Raw genomic sequence first — 14,304 nt, forward strand, 5'->3', positions numbered from 1 at the left:
AGCGTGAGCAGGAATCTACGCTGATTGCGAGCAAGACAAGCTGTAAGCGTGGCCTGAGGGCCGCCTTGCCCGTTTGGCCGTAGCCGGGATGCTTATCGTCTTTGACGAGGGCGCGGGCGGTGCGGGAAGTTTTCGGTTCTGAGACTGGTCGTACGAGCGCTCGACGGCCTCGGTGGAGGTGGAGGCGATCCGCGAGCGGTGGGCCGGGATGGTCAACAGCGCGCTGGAACACGCCCAGGTAGCCGAGCGGGTCGATCACCGCAGTTACGAGCGTCAGGGGCTGGATATCGAACCGACCGTGAAGATGGGCCATGCGTCGGCCGCGATCGAGCGGCGCGCGTCGGCCGAGCAGATCGCGGCCGGCAAGGAGCCGCACGCCGTTACCCCGCGCGGGCAGATGAACGAGGCGATCATGGAGAAGCGGGGGCTGGGCTTCTACATCGAGCGTGGTCAGGAGCGGATACGGGAGTGGTCCCACCAACTCCGCGAGCGTGCCGATCTAGCGATGCAGGGCATGTCCAGCTTGGTCCAGGGCGCAGCGCGGGCGATGCGATCGGGGCTACAGACCAGCAGCGAGGGCGGGTTCGGGGCGGTGCCGGCGCTCGACCAGTCACCCCAGCGCGACCAGGTGCCGGCGATTGAGCTGGACCAATCGGGGCAGCGTGGGCGCGATCGGCAGCGAGAGCAGGAGCTAGACCGTCAGCGTGGACGTGACGGGCCGGATGTCGGGTTCGGGCGGTAGGGTCGCTGTCGAAGAATCGTTTTCGGCAGAGTGTAAGGTAATGCTTGACAAATGTCAGGAAATGCCTTACAATGTGTCTATGATTAAAACATACACCAGCAAGGCGCTCGAAGCCTTCGCCACCAAGGGAGATGGCTCAAAACTTCCCGTCCAGAACCACAACCGCGTTCGCCGCATCCTGCTCACGCTGGATGCTGCCACGAAGCCCGAGGACATGAATGTTCCGGGCTTTCGCTTTCATGGGTTGAGCACCAAGCCCAAACGATATGCGGTCGATGCCAGCGGCAATTACCGGGTCACATGGGCTTGGGATGACGGCGATGCGATCGACGTGAACATCGAGGACTATCACTAGGAGGGTGTCCCCCCTCCTAAAAATCTGTCAGTCATTGCTTGACATGTAAGGCTTTAGTTTACACATAGGACTTACACAGAGACGCATGATGATCCGGGATCGGCCCGGACAGGAGACAGATGATGAACCAACTCGTATCCGGCCTTGCCCCGATGCACCCCGGTGAGCTGCTGCGGGAGGACATTCTGCCCGCGCTCAACAAGCCCAAGGCGGAGATCGCCAGGCTGATCGAGGTGTCGCGGCAGACCCTCTACGATATCCTCGCTGAAAAGCAGGATGTCACCCCGACTATGGCGCTTCGGATCGGCAAGCTCACCGGCACCACGCCCGAAATGTGGGTGAACATGCAGCGCAATTACGACCTGCGCGTGCAGGCCGTGAAGGATGCCGATATCATCGCGCGTATCCCGACCTTGGAAGCCGCCTGATCCTTTCTCGATTTCCCGTCGAGGTCGAGCCATTTCGGGAAAAGTGAATTGGGAACAAATTCTGGGAAAAGCCCGCCTCGCCGCCCGCTTTACGCCGACAGCGAGGCGGGCTTTCTCATACGCCCTCGTTTCAGAGAAGCGCAGGTCGGACCTGCAAAAAGGGCTTGCAATGTAGGATTCTAAATCGTTCACCCTTTGTTCCGCACTCATGGTGAGTCGGGCTTGGGTGGTCCGCCGCAACGGTCGGGCCGTCCATGCTGTAGATGATCGTCATCAGGAGAATGCATGCGTACGTTGCTTACCGTCATTTCGGCCCTTCTCTGCACCACGCCGCTCGCGGCGCAGGAGATGAAGGCTCCCCCACTCCCGACACCGCAAAACTCCAAGGGGTCGGGCAAGGACCTCCAGGTCGAGTACCTAGCCCAGCAATACGGTATCTCGGCCGCGGAGGCGGCAGAGCGTGTCGACGTCCTCCGCGATGTCCAGCAAATCGTGGACGTCGCGGTCGCCAGCGATCCGGACGGCTTCGCGGGCCTGTGGGTGGAGCACACGCCGACGTTCAAGATCATCGTCGCATTCACCGGCCAGGACGAGCGCAAGGCGTTCCTGGATCAGATTCCGGCGAAGCTGCGGCGCTATGTGCAGCTGCGCAACGCGACCAAATCGCTCGCGGCGGCGCAGCAGGACCTGGATGCGATCTTGAAGGCCATCACCGCCGCCAAGCTTCCCTTCGAGACGTATTTCGAGCCGAGAAGCCAGAATTATGTCGTCACGGTGAAAGACCAAGCGGCTGCTCAGACGGCCCGGGGCTTGATCCCCCCGACGTTGCGCTCGGCCGTGAAGGTCGAGGTGGGGCCGATTCTACAAACCTTCCAGACCAACGTGCGGCCAGGCGATGCGGTCTATGGCGGATGGGAGCTGGTCGACTCGACCGGGCGCGCGACCTGTAGTTACGGTTTCGCCGGAAGGGACAGCAACGGCCGGGACTCGATCCTGACCGCCGCCCACTGCCGGACGAACCCGCCCTACGTGGTCGGGTCCGATGGTAGCCACCTGGTGCAACTGCCGGCCGCAACGGAGACGCGTTATGGCGACCTCTATGATTTCCGTTATCATCCGGTGGTCGGCCTTAGCACCGGGTACTGGGTCTATTTCCAGAACTCCAAGGCGGTGACCGATTACCCGTCCTACGTGAACACGGTTCCGGGCTTCTATGGAGATGGCTATTTCACCACCCGGGGTACGCTCAAGCAGTCGTCCTACAACTCGAACCACTATATCGGAATGCCCGTGTGCAAGAGCGGCATGACGACCGGCTTCACCTGCGGCACCGTCCAGTCAAGCTCGGTGTCGGGCACCGATGATCGAGGCGTGAGTTATTCGAGCTTCGTGAAGGTCAGCGGATCGAGCCAGCAGGTGATCGCCTTCGGCGGCGACAGCGGGGCGCCTGTATTCTCATACCCGAACGGCTCGTACGAGATCGTCGCCTATGGCATTCTCAAGGGAGGCAGCACCGACGCTTATGGGCGTCCCTGCACCGGGAGCGCTTGTTCGTTCTCATATATGCCGATCGATCGGGTGAACGACAGGGTTCCCTTCCTGATCCACACCACCCAAGGGCTATTGGTGCCTTGAGCGCCCGAGCGGTCCCGATGATGTTGGCGTTAGGGGCGCTCGCCGCCTGTAACGCTGACCGGGAGAAGAAGGTATGGCCGTTCGCGGTTGGCCAAAGCTCGGGCGTGACGGTCGTGACCGAGCTGCCGGAGGCCGCGAACCGGTTGCGGAACGCCACACGGGATTATGGCACCTTCTTCGTGAAGGATGGCTGCCTTCAGGTCCGCGTCGGCTCCACCGTCCTGACGCCGGTCCTGCCGCTAGGATCGACCCTCGACGCTCGCGGCGACGCGATCGTCGTGGGAGGTAGGCGGTTTCCGATCGGGCGGGAGTACAGCCTGTCCTTTGCTTCGGAGGTCGGCGCCGAAGCCGGCGAGGCGGCCGCCTCGATCGGCTTGCCCGATAGATGCTCTCAACGGCTCCTTAGCATGGGCTCGCCCGGGTAGGTGTAGGGGCTTGCAATCGTAGCGGTGTCTGCTCGCCAACAGCGCTATTTCCTGCTCACGCTTGTGGATCGGCGTGGAAAAGGGACCCCGGTAGCGGGGTGATCGGCGTCGAAAAAGGACCCCTCATCCCGGTGGTCTAGGGTGCTCGCTTGGCGGTGTGTCAGGCGGCGAGATCGGGATGCTGGTATTGGAGACGGTGTTGAGGATCCGGCGCGAGCACGCGTCGGGGAAGGCCATCAAGGCGATAGCGCGGGACCTGCACCTGTCGCGCAAGGTGGTGCGCAAGGCGATCCGGGCGCCGGAGGCGGACATGGGCTACCGGCGGGAGGTGCAGCCGCTGCCGAAGCTGGGGCCGTTTCAGACGCGACTGGATGCGTTGCTGGAGGAAGACGAGGCACGGCCGCGGCGCGAGAAGCTGCGCCTCACGCGTATCCACGATCTGCTGCTGCGCGAGGGGTTCGACGGCTCATACGACGCGGTGCGCCGCTATGCGGCCCGCTGGCGGCAGGCGCGGCGTCGCGACGTGATGAATGCGCCGGCGTTCATCCCGCTGCTGTTCCGACCAGGCGAGGCGTATCAGTTCGACTGGAGCCACGAGGACGTCGAGATCGCGGGCAAGCCGATGCGCGTGAAGGTCGCCCATGTGCGGCTGTGCGCTTCGCGGGCCATGTATGTGCGAGCCTATCCGCGCGAGACACAGGAGATGGTGTTCGACGCCCATGCGCGGGCGTTCGCCTTCTTCGGAGGCGTGCCGACGCGCGGCATCTACGACAACATGAAGACGGCGGTGACGAGCGTGTTCACCGGCAAGGAGCGGGTCTTCAACCGGCGTTTCCTGGTCATGGCCAACCACTACATGGTCGAGCCGACGGCCTGCTCGCCGGCGTCAGGCTGGGAGAAGGGCCAGGTCGAAAACCAGGTGCAGACCGCGCGTGGCAGGCTTTTCCAGCCGCGCTTGCGCTTTGCCAGCATCGAGGAGCTGAACGGCTGGCTGGAGGCGGAGTGTCGTCGCTGGGCCGACATGCACCGGCATCCGGAGCAGAAGGAGCTGACCGTCGCGCAGGCATGGGCTGCCGAGCGTGGCGTGCTCCAGCCGGTCGTCGCGCCCTTCGACGGCTTCCATGAGAGCGAGCACGCGGTGAGCGGCACATGCCTCATCAGCTTCGACCGCAACCGCTACTCCGTCTCCGCCCGGGCGGTTCGGCGGGCTGTCCAGGTCCGCGCCTATGCCGACCGCATCGTCGTGCGCTGCGACGGCCAGGTCGTCGCCGACCATCCCCGGTTCTTCGGGCGTGACCGGACCATCTACGACCCCTGGCATTACCTGCCGGTGCTGGTGACCAAGCCGGGCGCCCTGCGCAATGGCGCGCCGTTCCAGGGCTGGGAGCTGCCGCCTGCGCTGTCACGACTGCGCCGCAAGCTCGGCGCCGGTGACGATGCCGACCGGCGGTTCGTGCGCGTGCTGGCAGCCGTGCTCGACGACGGGCTGGAGGCGGTGGAAGCGGCCGTGCGCGAAGCATTGCTGGCGGGCACCGCCAGCGACGACGTCATCGTCAACATCCTGGCCCGCCGACGCGAGCCGCCCCGGCCGCTGACCATCGTCACGCCCGAGGACCTGGCGCTGCGCCACCCGCCGCGTGCCGACTGCGCCCGCTATGACAGCCTGCGAGGCCTCCATGCAGCGGCATGAGATGATGACGGCCATGGCGGACCTTGGCCTTGTCCGCCGTCAGCACCAATGGCACAGATTTGAGGTTGTGATTTAAGGAGGATCTGGGCTTCGTCGTAGTGACGAAGGAACGAAGATGAAGCCCAGATCCTCCAATGTAAAATCGCCCGCCAAGGCCTCAGCAGAGCGGGTAGTGAAGGACATCCGCCGACAGACCCGGCGCCACTTTTCGGCCGAGGACAAGATCCGCATCGTGCTGGATGGCCTGCGCGGGGAAGACAGCATCGCCGAGCTATGCCGCAAGGAAGGCATTGCCCAGAGCCTGTATTACACCTGGTCGAAGGAGTTCATGGAAGCTGGCAAGCGCCGCCTGGCCGGCGACACCGCCCGTGCCGCGACCACCGGAGAGGTCCAGGACCTGCGCCGCGAAGCCCGGGCCCTGAAGGAATGCGTGGCCGATCTGACACTGGAAAACCGTCTGCTCAAAAAAAGCATGGTCGCGGATGGGGGCAACGACGAATGAGGTATCCCGCATCCGAGAAGCTCGAGATCATCAGAACCGTCGAGCAGTCGCACCTGTCGGCCAAGCGCACGCTGGACCAACTCGGCATCCCTCGTCGGACATTCTACCGCTGGTATGATCGCTACCTCGAAGGCGGGCCGGAGGCGTTGGAAGATCGGCCATCGGCGCCGAGCCGGGTGTGGAACCGCATCCCGGCGGGCATCCACGACCAGATCATCGAGCTGGCGCTGGAACAGTCTGAGCTGAGCCCCCGGGAACTGGCCGTGCGCTTCACCGATGGGCAGCGCTACTTCGTGTCGGAATCCACGGTTTACCGCCTGTTGAAGGCCCACGACCTGATCACCAGCCCCGCCTATGTCGTGATCAAGGCTGCCGATCAGTTCCACACGAAAACCACGCGGCCGAACGAGATGTGGCAGACCGACTTCACCTACTTCAAGATCATCGGGTGGGGCTGGATGTATCTGTCGACCGTGCTCGACGACTTCTCGCGCTACATCATCGCCTGGAAGCTGTGCACCAACATGCGAGCCGAGGACGTCACCGACACGCTGGACCTCGCCCTGGCGGCTTCTGGTTGCGACAGCGCCACGGTGCTGCACAAACCCCGGCTACTCAGCGATAATGGCCCCAGCTACATCGCGGGTGAGCTGGCGGAATACATCGAGGCCCGGAAGATGAGCCATGTCCGCGGCGCCCCGTGTCATCCCCAAACCCAGGGCAAGATCGAGCGCTGGCACCAGACCCTGAAAAACCGCATCTTGCTGGAAAACTACTTCCTGCCCGGCGACCTCGAAGCCCACATCGAGACCTTCGTCGAGCACTACAATCACCAGCGATACCACGAGAGCCTGGCCAACGTGACGCCTGCCGACGCCTACTTCGGCAGGGCTCCGGCAATCATCAAACTGCGCGAAAGGATCAAGCGACAGACCATCGATCATCGGCGCTTGCAGCACCGCAAGTTCGCCGCCTAACATCAACCCCCTGACGAGGTCCGCACTCCGCTAATCTACGCCGCGAGTTGTGCCGAATGTTCTGACGACGGACAATGAATCAGGCAAGAGCGACTCGCTCCGGTCGGTCTCCTGGCTCGCGGGTCATCACTTGAAATACACCTTCCCGAACCAAACAATCAGTCCAGTGGTTGCGGAGTGACCCGCCAGTATTTCTCGCTCGCCGCTTACAGTTGCAGGGACAGCCGCAGATTTGACCTTGGAGGGCCTCACTGTGTTCCCGTTACCGGTGCGAACTTGAAGCTGAATGCGCGCAACTTTGCATGCAGCTGATTTTGAGTATCGGTACGCAGCTTTGAAAACAAGGGCTGATGCGCTCGTTTCGCGTCGAATAGCGCGAAAAACATCGTCAAACCCCATCGATGGAGATCCAATCCCGTCCCATCTCCAATGCCTGTGTTGGCGTCGCCCCAACCAACTGCGCGATCAGTTCAGCCGATTCGACGAGTCGTGGGCCAGGACGATTGAAAAGATGGTGGCCATCAACGGCAAAGACCTTCCCTTTGCGAACCGCGGTAAGGTCTTTCCAACCGAAGTGGTCGACGAGCGACCCCAGATCGGCGAGCGTTTGTGGCAACAGATATCCGCAGGGCATCGCAACGATCAGATCGGGATCGGCGGCAATCAAGTCGTCCCAATTCAGCCACGAGGAATGTTCTCCGGCTCGCGCGAACAATGGGTGACCGCCGGCCGCCTCGATTAGTTCGGGTACCCAGTTTCCTGCAGCCATCAGCGGATCGATCCATTCGATCGCGGCGACACGCGGGCGATCCATCCTCTCCGCGCTACTTCGGGATAGCCCTGACATCCGCTCCTTCAAGTCACCGACGACCGATGATGCACGCTCGGGAATTCCCGCCGCTTCGGCGACCTTAGCGAAATCGCTCCATACATCTTCCAATGTATCGGGTGCCAGCGACAGCAGCGTCGGGGCGGTTCCGATCCAGTCGCCGAGTGCTTCTTCCAGATCGGCAGGGGTGACCGCGCAGACCGCGCATTGCGATTGGGTCAAGATGAGGTCGGGCCGCAAGTCCCGCAGAAGCGCGGTATCGACTTCGTATACCGACAGTCCTTGCCTCACGATTTCCTGGATCCGGTCGTCGATCTGCCGCGACGTCAGTCCTTTCTCGAGTCTGGTCGACGTGACGACCGGCAATGCCTTTACGAAAAGCGGATAATCGCATTCGTGCGAGCGACCGACGAGGCTCTCTCCCAATCCGAGTGCGACGGCGATTTCGGTCGCGCTCGGCAGGAGGGACACGATGCGCGGCTGCGCCATGTCAGGCGAACCGTATTCGCGGAGAAGGTCCGAATAGCGTGGGAGCGGCTCTGGCGAGGAGCCAGGACGCCAACAACAGTCCTGCGAACCATAATGCATCGTTCGCGAAGATCTGTCCCACGATCGCCATCGTGAAAGTCTCTGTCCCGCCTACCACCAAAGCAAACCCGAATAGCGCAGCCTCGTAAACAGCGAAGCCGATCAGAAAGGCGCCAAATGTCCGGAGGGTGCTCAGCTCGTTTTGTTCTCCCATGATGATGGCACCGGCGAGCATGGCGAGAATAGATGCGATGCCCAGCGCACCGCCCCAGGCGAACGCATATCCCGTGTGCGGGTAGCCGAGGACGGTGAACCCCAGCAACTGGTTGGTCGCCCAGATCGCGAGGATCGTCGTTAACGCGAGCGAGCGGCGCATGGTCGCGGCGGTCACGATCGTAACAGCCACGAACGGCATCATGCAGGCGGCAACCAGCGATCCGCCCACCGTCGCCAAGGCAAGTGTGACAGGCCATGCGAACCTCGCAATGTCGGACTTTGCTATCATTTCATCCGTCATCGAAATTCTCCTTAGAAACGCGCGCGCGCGCCAATGGCGAACGAGCGTCCGGGCGTCGCGAAACTGAAGACATCCTCGTAATCGGCGGCCGTCAAATTCTCGACTCGGCCGAACAGCTCGACATTATCCATCACCCTCACGTCGGCGTTGACGTTCAGCAGAAAGTAGTCGTCCAGTTGCACGCGAACCGGCACGAACGAGGGATCGATGAAAGCGCTGTCGATCGTCTCTCCATTGTAGCGCGCAACGAGCGTGACCCCTCCGGCATCCTTGGGAGCGCGCCAGTCGACAGCCAGGCTGGCGGTATGGGAGGGCCGCCGCACTTCGCGCGCGCCATCCTCGTGGGAACGCAGATAGGTGTAGGCTCCATTGACGCGCCAAGCTTCCGCGAAGCGCGCCTCGCCGAACACTTCGACGCCGTTTCTCTTGGATACGGTATCGCGATTGCCAGGGCTGGCGACGAAGTTCGGGGGCGGAAAAGAAGTGAAGATCTCTTCGTCCAGTTCGCTCTCGAAATAGGTGACCCCGATTGAAGCGCGCTCACCGAACAGCGACTGGTCGATCCCGATCTCCCATCCGCTCGACTTCTCGGGCCTGAGGTCGGGATTGCCGATGAAACGGCCGTCCACGAACCCATATAGTTCGTAGAACGAGGGGTTCTTCACCCCCGATCCGACGGCCCCGCGCACTCGCGTAGCCGCAGCGATCCGATAGCTCGCCTGAAGCCTGTACGTGGTTGTATCGGCGAACTGGTCGTTCCAGTCCCTGCGGATGGATGCGGACGCGCTCGCTCGGTCTCCGAGATCGATCGCATACTGGCCGACGAGACCGACATTGTCGATCTGTCGGCGACCGGTGAATGCGAAGCCGGTCGGATCGGTGTTACGGAAGCGTTCGCGTTCGACATCGAGAGCCGCCGTGACCCGGTGGGTCAGACCGCCAGCCTCGATACGCAACGTCGTATCGTAGGACCCTTTCAACCTCTGGCCCTCGCTGCCATAGCTGCGTCCAGTCGAAGCGAAACCGTCGCGCCGGGTATCCGCGATCTGGGCCGAAAACGCTTGGGTCCAGCGATCGTCGAGCAAGTCTAGCTCGCCCCTGATGAGCACATAGATAGCCTCGTTCTCGAAGCGGTTGCCGGGGCTATCGACCTGGAATCCGAAGGTCGGACTTCCCGGATCGGAATCGCTGTCGTTGAATTCGGCATTGGTGCGCGCGTAGCGTAATACACCAGTGAGGCGTGCATTGGTTGATGGCGCGAACGTCGTCTTCAGCGAGACCGCACCACTGTCGTTCGCAAGATCGCGCGTGCCGTTCCGGGCGCCTGGCGTGCCATCGGTGGTATTGAGTGTGGCGGACAGCGCGTAGTCGAGATCGCCACTATATCCAGCGATCCGGGCAGCACCGTTCACCATGCCGAACGAACCGGCTTCGATCCGCGCGACCGCCCCGGGCGCATCGCGGCCGTCGAGAGTGATGTACTGGATGACGCCGCCGATCGCGTCCGACCCGTAGATCGCGCTCTGCTGTCCGCGCAGCACCTCGATCCGCGAAGCCTCGTCGGCGATAAGCGTTCCGAAATCGAACTCGCCGGCATAGGGATCCGACACCTCGATCCCGTCAACGAGGACGAGCGTATGGTTGGCTTCAGCACCGCGCAACCGAAGCTGTGTCTGACCGGGAACCCGTCCGACCGCGACCCCTGGGACGTCGCGGAGCACGTCGGACACCTCGCGGACTTGCCTCCGGTCGAGGATTTGCTCGTCGAGGACGGTGACCGATCCGCCGATCCGGTCGAGCGGCATGGGATCGGTGGCGCGGTTCCCGGTGACGACGATCGAGGTGTTGGATGTCTCTGGATCGGCAGCGGGATCGATGGTCTGAGCGAGCGATGGAGCCGGCAGAAGCACGGAAGACAGAAGCGACAGGTGAATGTATTTCATGAGAACGAATTTCCGGGGCGCCGGGCGACTTGGCCGGAGCGTCCGCACGAGTGCGGTCGACGAGACTGCTAGGGACGGACGCGTGCATCCCCCGGCAGTCCTGCCGATGCGGCTCCAACCGCTACTCGTCGCCCGGACGAAATTCGTTTCGCGCCTGGCCAATCCCATGAGCCCGGCAAGAGCGACACGCGCCGGTCGGTCTCCTGGCTCACGGGTTGTCGCACGAAACATACCTTCCCAGACGACAATTGCCGCCCAGTGGTTGTGGAGCCAACCCCACCCATGTTACGCGCTCGCCGCTTACAGTTGCAGGGACAGCCGCAGAATTGGCCTATCGAGACCTCACTGCGTTCCCGTTACCGGCACGCTTTATCGACATTTGATTCTGCCGACGCTCGTCTCATAGACTTTGGTCGAATGAGCGGCAAGCGCGCAGTTCCAGAGCAACGCAGCAAGACGATGGTCGCCGTTTTAGGGGGTAGGTGAACTTAATCCATCGTATCTGTTTAGGTCACCAACTGAAAAGCCCAGATGTTGATCCGTCGACCTTTGGATTGGCACCAGCTTTCGCTTTCGTCTGAGATCGATTCTCAACCCTTTCTAAAATATCGCGAATGGTGTCGGAAGCCGTACGGCAGCATTTTAGTTTCTAATGCGCAAGCCGGACAGATCGCATACGGTCCAACTTCGTCGCCGGTTCAATGTCCTCTATATTGAATGCGCGGCCTAAAAGCCGACCGGCGCACACCCACCCTCCAATCGGTCATTCCGGTGCCGCCACCCGCATCCCGAAACTGGCCATTGCCGACAACGGTTTCGACCGGACGCTTACCATGGCCCGCCGGCAAGGTCGTCAGAAAGGAAGGCTTTTGCGAACAGCGGGTGGCGCATAGAGCGGGCACAGATATACGTTTACGACTGAACCAGTCGAAGCGCGCTGGCCGCGACCGTCCCGAATGGGATCAATGGTCGGGATAGGATTCTCTTCATGCCCCAGCCGGTATAAAGGAACCGCCCCGATCGTAGCGGCTGCGTCGTTATCCCGCCTACCCAACCCGTGGGCTCGACCTTCGGCCCAGCCGGGCCCGCCTCAACGTGGCCCGTCGACTGCGATGACCGCGGCGTCGTCTAGCTGGAACCGGCCAAAGTCGTCGTCGCCCCATAACGAACGCTCCAGCCGGCCGACAAGCCGGATCGGCTTCCCGGTCGGCATTGACCCATAAGGCAGCGAGTATTCATGGTTTTGCGTCGAGGGAGCCGATCATAGGCAGGAATACGGCACAACCCGTTTCCTTGCAGGAAAGATCAAGCACCAGGTTCTTCCCCGATCCGTCGTTCCGCCCAGCAAACGTCCACAGAAGGCTGCGGCGCTCGGGATAGTTCGGGTCGGCGACACGGTAGGAAGCTACGCCTGCGGGGCGGCCGTCGAGCGTGAGCTGATCCGCTTTGTAGTTGGTCCCGGAGCTCGCGATCGGCAGCGCCGATCCTCGGCCTGTCACTGTGAACATGCCTTCGTAGCCCGGCCCGCGCAGCAGGAACACCGGATCGTCTACCGGGTCCTTTCCCGCCTTCAGAGTCGCATCTGATGGAATGGCGACCGTGCAGCACGAAGGGATCCCGACCGACTTCCAGCCGGCCGGGACCTCGGGTTGCGGTGCGTTCGGCGAGCAGGACACTAGCAGCAATCCCGCTACCGACCACACCGCGACCCTCATATCACCGCACTCCGTAGGCGTTGCGAAGCGCTGTCGTCTCCGTCGAGCACGGGGTGCGACGCACCACGCCCGCCGGCTGACTATAGTGCATGACGCACGCCGTGTTGTTGGCTTCACCGAAGCCCAAAGCATGGCCGAGCTCATGCGTCATGGTCGACTCATAATCAAACGAGCCGGAAGGAGGGCTCGACCGAGTAGACGGGCAATGGAACCGCCCACCCGACTCATCGCCATAATACCAGAGGTAATCGGCCTTCACGATCACGTCTGCCTGGGTGATGGTCGATCCGCTGGTCCACAGGTTGGTCGACGCGAGGGCGGTCGAGTTGGTGGGATAGCCGTCCTCCACGGTCACGATCTGAGCCGTGGTCTCGGTCCCTCGCGTGGTGGTCAGGTTATTCGCCGCGTCCCACTGATAGTAGAAGCGCGACCCTTGAGCGTTCCAGTTGCTGACCGCTCGCCCGAGGGCAGGGTCGCAGCCCGCCGGCATGGCGATGTGCAGGTACACCGACTTGGTAGTGGTCGGCCAGCGCGGGCCGATCGTCTGCGCCGATGCGGAGCCCGAGCTGATGATGGCGGCCAAGGCCGCGATGAGCGTGATCTTCTTCACTGTACCGTCTCCTGCGCCGGCGCGGCGTCATCCGCGGTGTTCCGAGCCCGCGCGACCGGCGCGAGCGTTGCCTTGAGTTGCGAGAGCGTCGTGGGGGACACCTCGCCCGTGTCGACCGGCGTCAGCGTGTCGCCCTGGACGAGGTACGTTGGCCCGAGCTGGACATAGTTCCTGGCCGCACCCCGTGCGGAAGCAGCAGGATTTCCAGCTCCCTCGGTGGCAAGCTGGCCATAAAGCCCCGCGGACAGCATCACGAGGTAGCTCTGACCATCGACGGCCTGAAGCTCGCTCGTTACCCGCAGCGTCTGACCATTCTCATCCTCGCCCGAGCGCTGACGAAGTGCGATCGGCCGATTGGGAGCACGGCCGAGGATCGAGTCGGTGATCTCAAGGAGCACCGTCGAACGGAAACCGTCGCCCAGCCGCTCGTTCCGTACTTCGACAACCCGGGCGACCGCGACAACGTCGGACAGCAACGCGTAGTCCGTCACACTCGCTGTCCCACGCGTATAGGCTGCGGCCGCCTGAAGCGGGTTGAGCCCGGCATCCGCGAGGCGACGCACCCGTGCCGGCTTGAAGTCGAGCGACTGGAGAAGCTGGATCGAGTCAGTCTCGAAGCTCTCCGCCAGCGCCGACTGGTTCGCGGCCGAGATTTGTGCACGCGGGTTAGGACGAGGGATGTTGAGCGCACGGTAGAGACGACGCAGCTCCTGCTGGTCCCCACCGGCACCACGGCGACCGAGAGCGGTTTCACGGCGGGCTTGCCGCTCACGCTTGCGATCGAGAAAACCGGCAACGGCTTGATCATCGGTTCGGTTCTGGCGGGCGTTGACCACAGCCGGGTCAGCCTGAGGAACGGCCTCGTCCTGTGTGGCGGGCGGTGTGCTCGTTTCTTGGGCGGCCACGCCGGACGTGAGCAGCGACAGAGCCGCCACGCCGCAGGCGAGAGCGCCCGACGGGATTAAGCGATTACGCATACATCCTCCTGGTTCGTTACATTCATCATCCCCGCTGGAGCTGGAGCGACCCGTTCCCCTGCGAAGCCCGACTCACCATGAGTACGGAACAAAGGGTGAACGATTTAGAATCCTACATTGCAAGCCTTTTTTGCCCGGACACTCGGATTGTTAAGGACGGTTGTTCAACAAACGGCCGGGGCTGTTGAAAAATGCGCCGCTGGTGGCTGGGTCCGGTTGGGGGCGGAATGACACCCCAACGCGTAGCGATCCCGTCTCGCATGGGATCCTTTTCGGGAAAGGCGGCGGCGCCAGGCGTCACCGCCGACGGTCCGTGTCGCAGGTAAGGAAAACGGAGATTTGCCTGCCCATCGCCATGCGAGTCCGCTCGCGTTGCCAAACCGGCCTGTTCGACGTAAATCTACCCGGTAAAGAAAACTAGGGCAACATAG

Annotated in this window: 13 protein-coding genes and 2 riboswitches; of the genes, 7 read left to right on the forward strand and 6 right to left on the reverse strand. The window is 62.6% G+C overall.

Going from position 1 to position 14,304, the window contains the following annotated elements:
* Window positions 1-178 precede the first annotated feature (178 nt).
* From BV95_RS22635 to BV95_RS03555, 7 genes are all read left to right on the forward strand, one after another.
* On the forward strand, window positions 179-742 hold the full coding sequence (locus tag BV95_RS22635; RefSeq protein WP_125962619.1) for a MobA/MobL family protein: 564 nt from the start codon (window positions 179-181) through the stop codon (window positions 740-742).
* Window positions 743-821: 79 nt separating this feature from the next.
* Entirely contained in the window at window positions 822-1,097 is a 276-nt protein-coding gene (locus BV95_RS03525; RefSeq protein ID WP_037447529.1) for a type II toxin-antitoxin system RelE/ParE family toxin, read from the forward strand.
* Window positions 1,098-1,219: 122 nt separating this feature from the next.
* On the forward strand, window positions 1,220-1,525 hold the full coding sequence (locus BV95_RS03530; protein ID WP_205499322.1) for a HigA family addiction module antitoxin: 306 nt from the start codon (window positions 1,220-1,222) through the stop codon (window positions 1,523-1,525).
* A 285-nt stretch (window positions 1,526-1,810) separates the two neighbouring features.
* Window positions 1,811-3,160: a S1 family peptidase gene (locus BV95_RS03535; protein WP_037447533.1), complete on the forward strand. Its 1,350-nt coding sequence runs from the start codon at window positions 1,811-1,813 to the stop codon at window positions 3,158-3,160.
* 17 nt (window positions 3,161-3,177) lie between these two features.
* Window positions 3,178-3,585, forward strand: a complete 408-nt coding sequence (locus BV95_RS03540; RefSeq protein ID WP_037447536.1) for a hypothetical protein — start codon at window positions 3,178-3,180, stop codon at window positions 3,583-3,585.
* 178 nt (window positions 3,586-3,763) lie between these two features.
* Window positions 3,764-5,275, forward strand: coding sequence for an IS21 family transposase (gene istA / locus BV95_RS03545; protein ID WP_081873267.1), 1,512 nt, complete (start codon window positions 3,764-3,766; stop codon window positions 5,273-5,275).
* 115 nt (window positions 5,276-5,390) lie between these two features.
* A protein-coding gene (locus tag BV95_RS03555; protein ID WP_409372080.1) for an IS3 family transposase occupies window positions 5,391-6,754 on the forward strand; the annotation gives its coding sequence in 2 pieces (ribosomal slippage) (window positions 5,391-5,738 and window positions 5,741-6,754; 1,362 coding nt in all).
* A gap of 84 nt (window positions 6,755-6,838) precedes the next feature.
* A riboswitch (cobalamin riboswitch) is annotated at window positions 6,839-7,039 on the reverse strand.
* A gap of 103 nt (window positions 7,040-7,142) precedes the next feature.
* On the opposite strand, the gene BV95_RS03560 is transcribed toward BV95_RS03555, so the two are convergent.
* The 6 genes from BV95_RS03560 to BV95_RS03585 all read right to left on the reverse strand — a co-directional run bounded on the left by BV95_RS03560 (window position 7,143) and on the right by BV95_RS03585 (window position 13,873).
* Entirely contained in the window at window positions 7,143-8,072 is a 930-nt protein-coding gene (locus tag BV95_RS03560; protein WP_037447548.1) for a cobalamin-binding protein, read from the reverse strand.
* 1 nt (window position 8,073) lies between these two features.
* The gene (locus BV95_RS03565; protein WP_051749615.1) at window positions 8,074-8,628 is read right to left on the reverse strand and encodes a hypothetical protein; all 555 of its coding nucleotides are present in this window, start codon (window positions 8,626-8,628) and stop codon (window positions 8,074-8,076) included.
* A gap of 11 nt (window positions 8,629-8,639) precedes the next feature.
* On the reverse strand, window positions 8,640-10,571 hold the full coding sequence (locus tag BV95_RS03570) for a TonB-dependent receptor plug domain-containing protein (protein ID WP_037447551.1): 1,932 nt from the start codon (window positions 10,569-10,571) through the stop codon (window positions 8,640-8,642).
* A 176-nt stretch (window positions 10,572-10,747) separates the two neighbouring features.
* Window positions 10,748-10,979, reverse strand: a riboswitch (cobalamin riboswitch).
* Window positions 10,980-11,806: 827 nt separating this feature from the next.
* Window positions 11,807-12,286 carry a hypothetical protein gene (locus BV95_RS24505; protein WP_231376736.1) on the reverse strand — a complete coding sequence of 160 codons (480 nt, stop codon included), beginning with the start codon at window positions 12,284-12,286 and terminating at the stop codon, window positions 11,807-11,809.
* A 1-nt stretch (window position 12,287) separates the two neighbouring features.
* Window positions 12,288-12,896, reverse strand: coding sequence for a zinc metalloprotease (locus BV95_RS03580; RefSeq protein ID WP_035386815.1), 609 nt, complete (start codon window positions 12,894-12,896; stop codon window positions 12,288-12,290).
* Complete coding sequence (locus BV95_RS03585; RefSeq protein WP_037447557.1) at window positions 12,893-13,873, reverse strand: hypothetical protein; 981 nt, start codon at window positions 13,871-13,873, stop codon at window positions 12,893-12,895. The genes BV95_RS03580 and BV95_RS03585 overlap by 4 nt, the downstream gene beginning before the upstream one ends.
* Between the last annotated feature and the right edge of the window lie 431 nt (window positions 13,874-14,304).

The organism is Sphingobium chlorophenolicum (genome assembly GCF_000722875.1).
In the GTDB taxonomy this organism is placed as follows: domain Bacteria; phylum Pseudomonadota; class Alphaproteobacteria; order Sphingomonadales; family Sphingomonadaceae; genus Sphingobium; species Sphingobium chlorophenolicum.

Excerpts from the sequence above, each read along its gene's own strand:
- BV95_RS24505 (WP_231376736.1), bottom strand. The coding sequence starts at position 12,286 with ATGAGGGTCGCGGTGTGGTCGGTAGCGGGATTGCTGCTAGTGTCCTGC.
- istA (WP_081873267.1), top strand. The coding sequence starts at position 3,764 with ATGCTGGTATTGGAGACGGTGTTGAGGATCCGGCGCGAGCACGCGTCG.
- BV95_RS03560 (WP_037447548.1), bottom strand. The coding sequence starts at position 8,072 with ATGGCGCAGCCGCGCATCGTGTCCCTCCTGCCGAGCGCGACCGAAATC.
- BV95_RS03525 (WP_037447529.1), top strand. The coding sequence starts at position 822 with ATGATTAAAACATACACCAGCAAGGCGCTCGAAGCCTTCGCCACCAAG.
- BV95_RS03565 (WP_051749615.1), bottom strand. The coding sequence starts at position 8,628 with ATGACGGATGAAATGATAGCAAAGTCCGACATTGCGAGGTTCGCATGG.
- BV95_RS03570 (WP_037447551.1), bottom strand. The coding sequence starts at position 10,571 with ATGAAATACATTCACCTGTCGCTTCTGTCTTCCGTGCTTCTGCCGGCT.
- BV95_RS03540 (WP_037447536.1), top strand. The coding sequence starts at position 3,178 with ATGATGTTGGCGTTAGGGGCGCTCGCCGCCTGTAACGCTGACCGGGAG.
- BV95_RS03535 (WP_037447533.1), top strand. The coding sequence starts at position 1,811 with ATGCGTACGTTGCTTACCGTCATTTCGGCCCTTCTCTGCACCACGCCG.
- BV95_RS03530 (WP_205499322.1), top strand. The coding sequence starts at position 1,220 with ATGAACCAACTCGTATCCGGCCTTGCCCCGATGCACCCCGGTGAGCTG.
- BV95_RS03585 (WP_037447557.1), bottom strand. The coding sequence starts at position 13,873 with ATGCGTAATCGCTTAATCCCGTCGGGCGCTCTCGCCTGCGGCGTGGCG.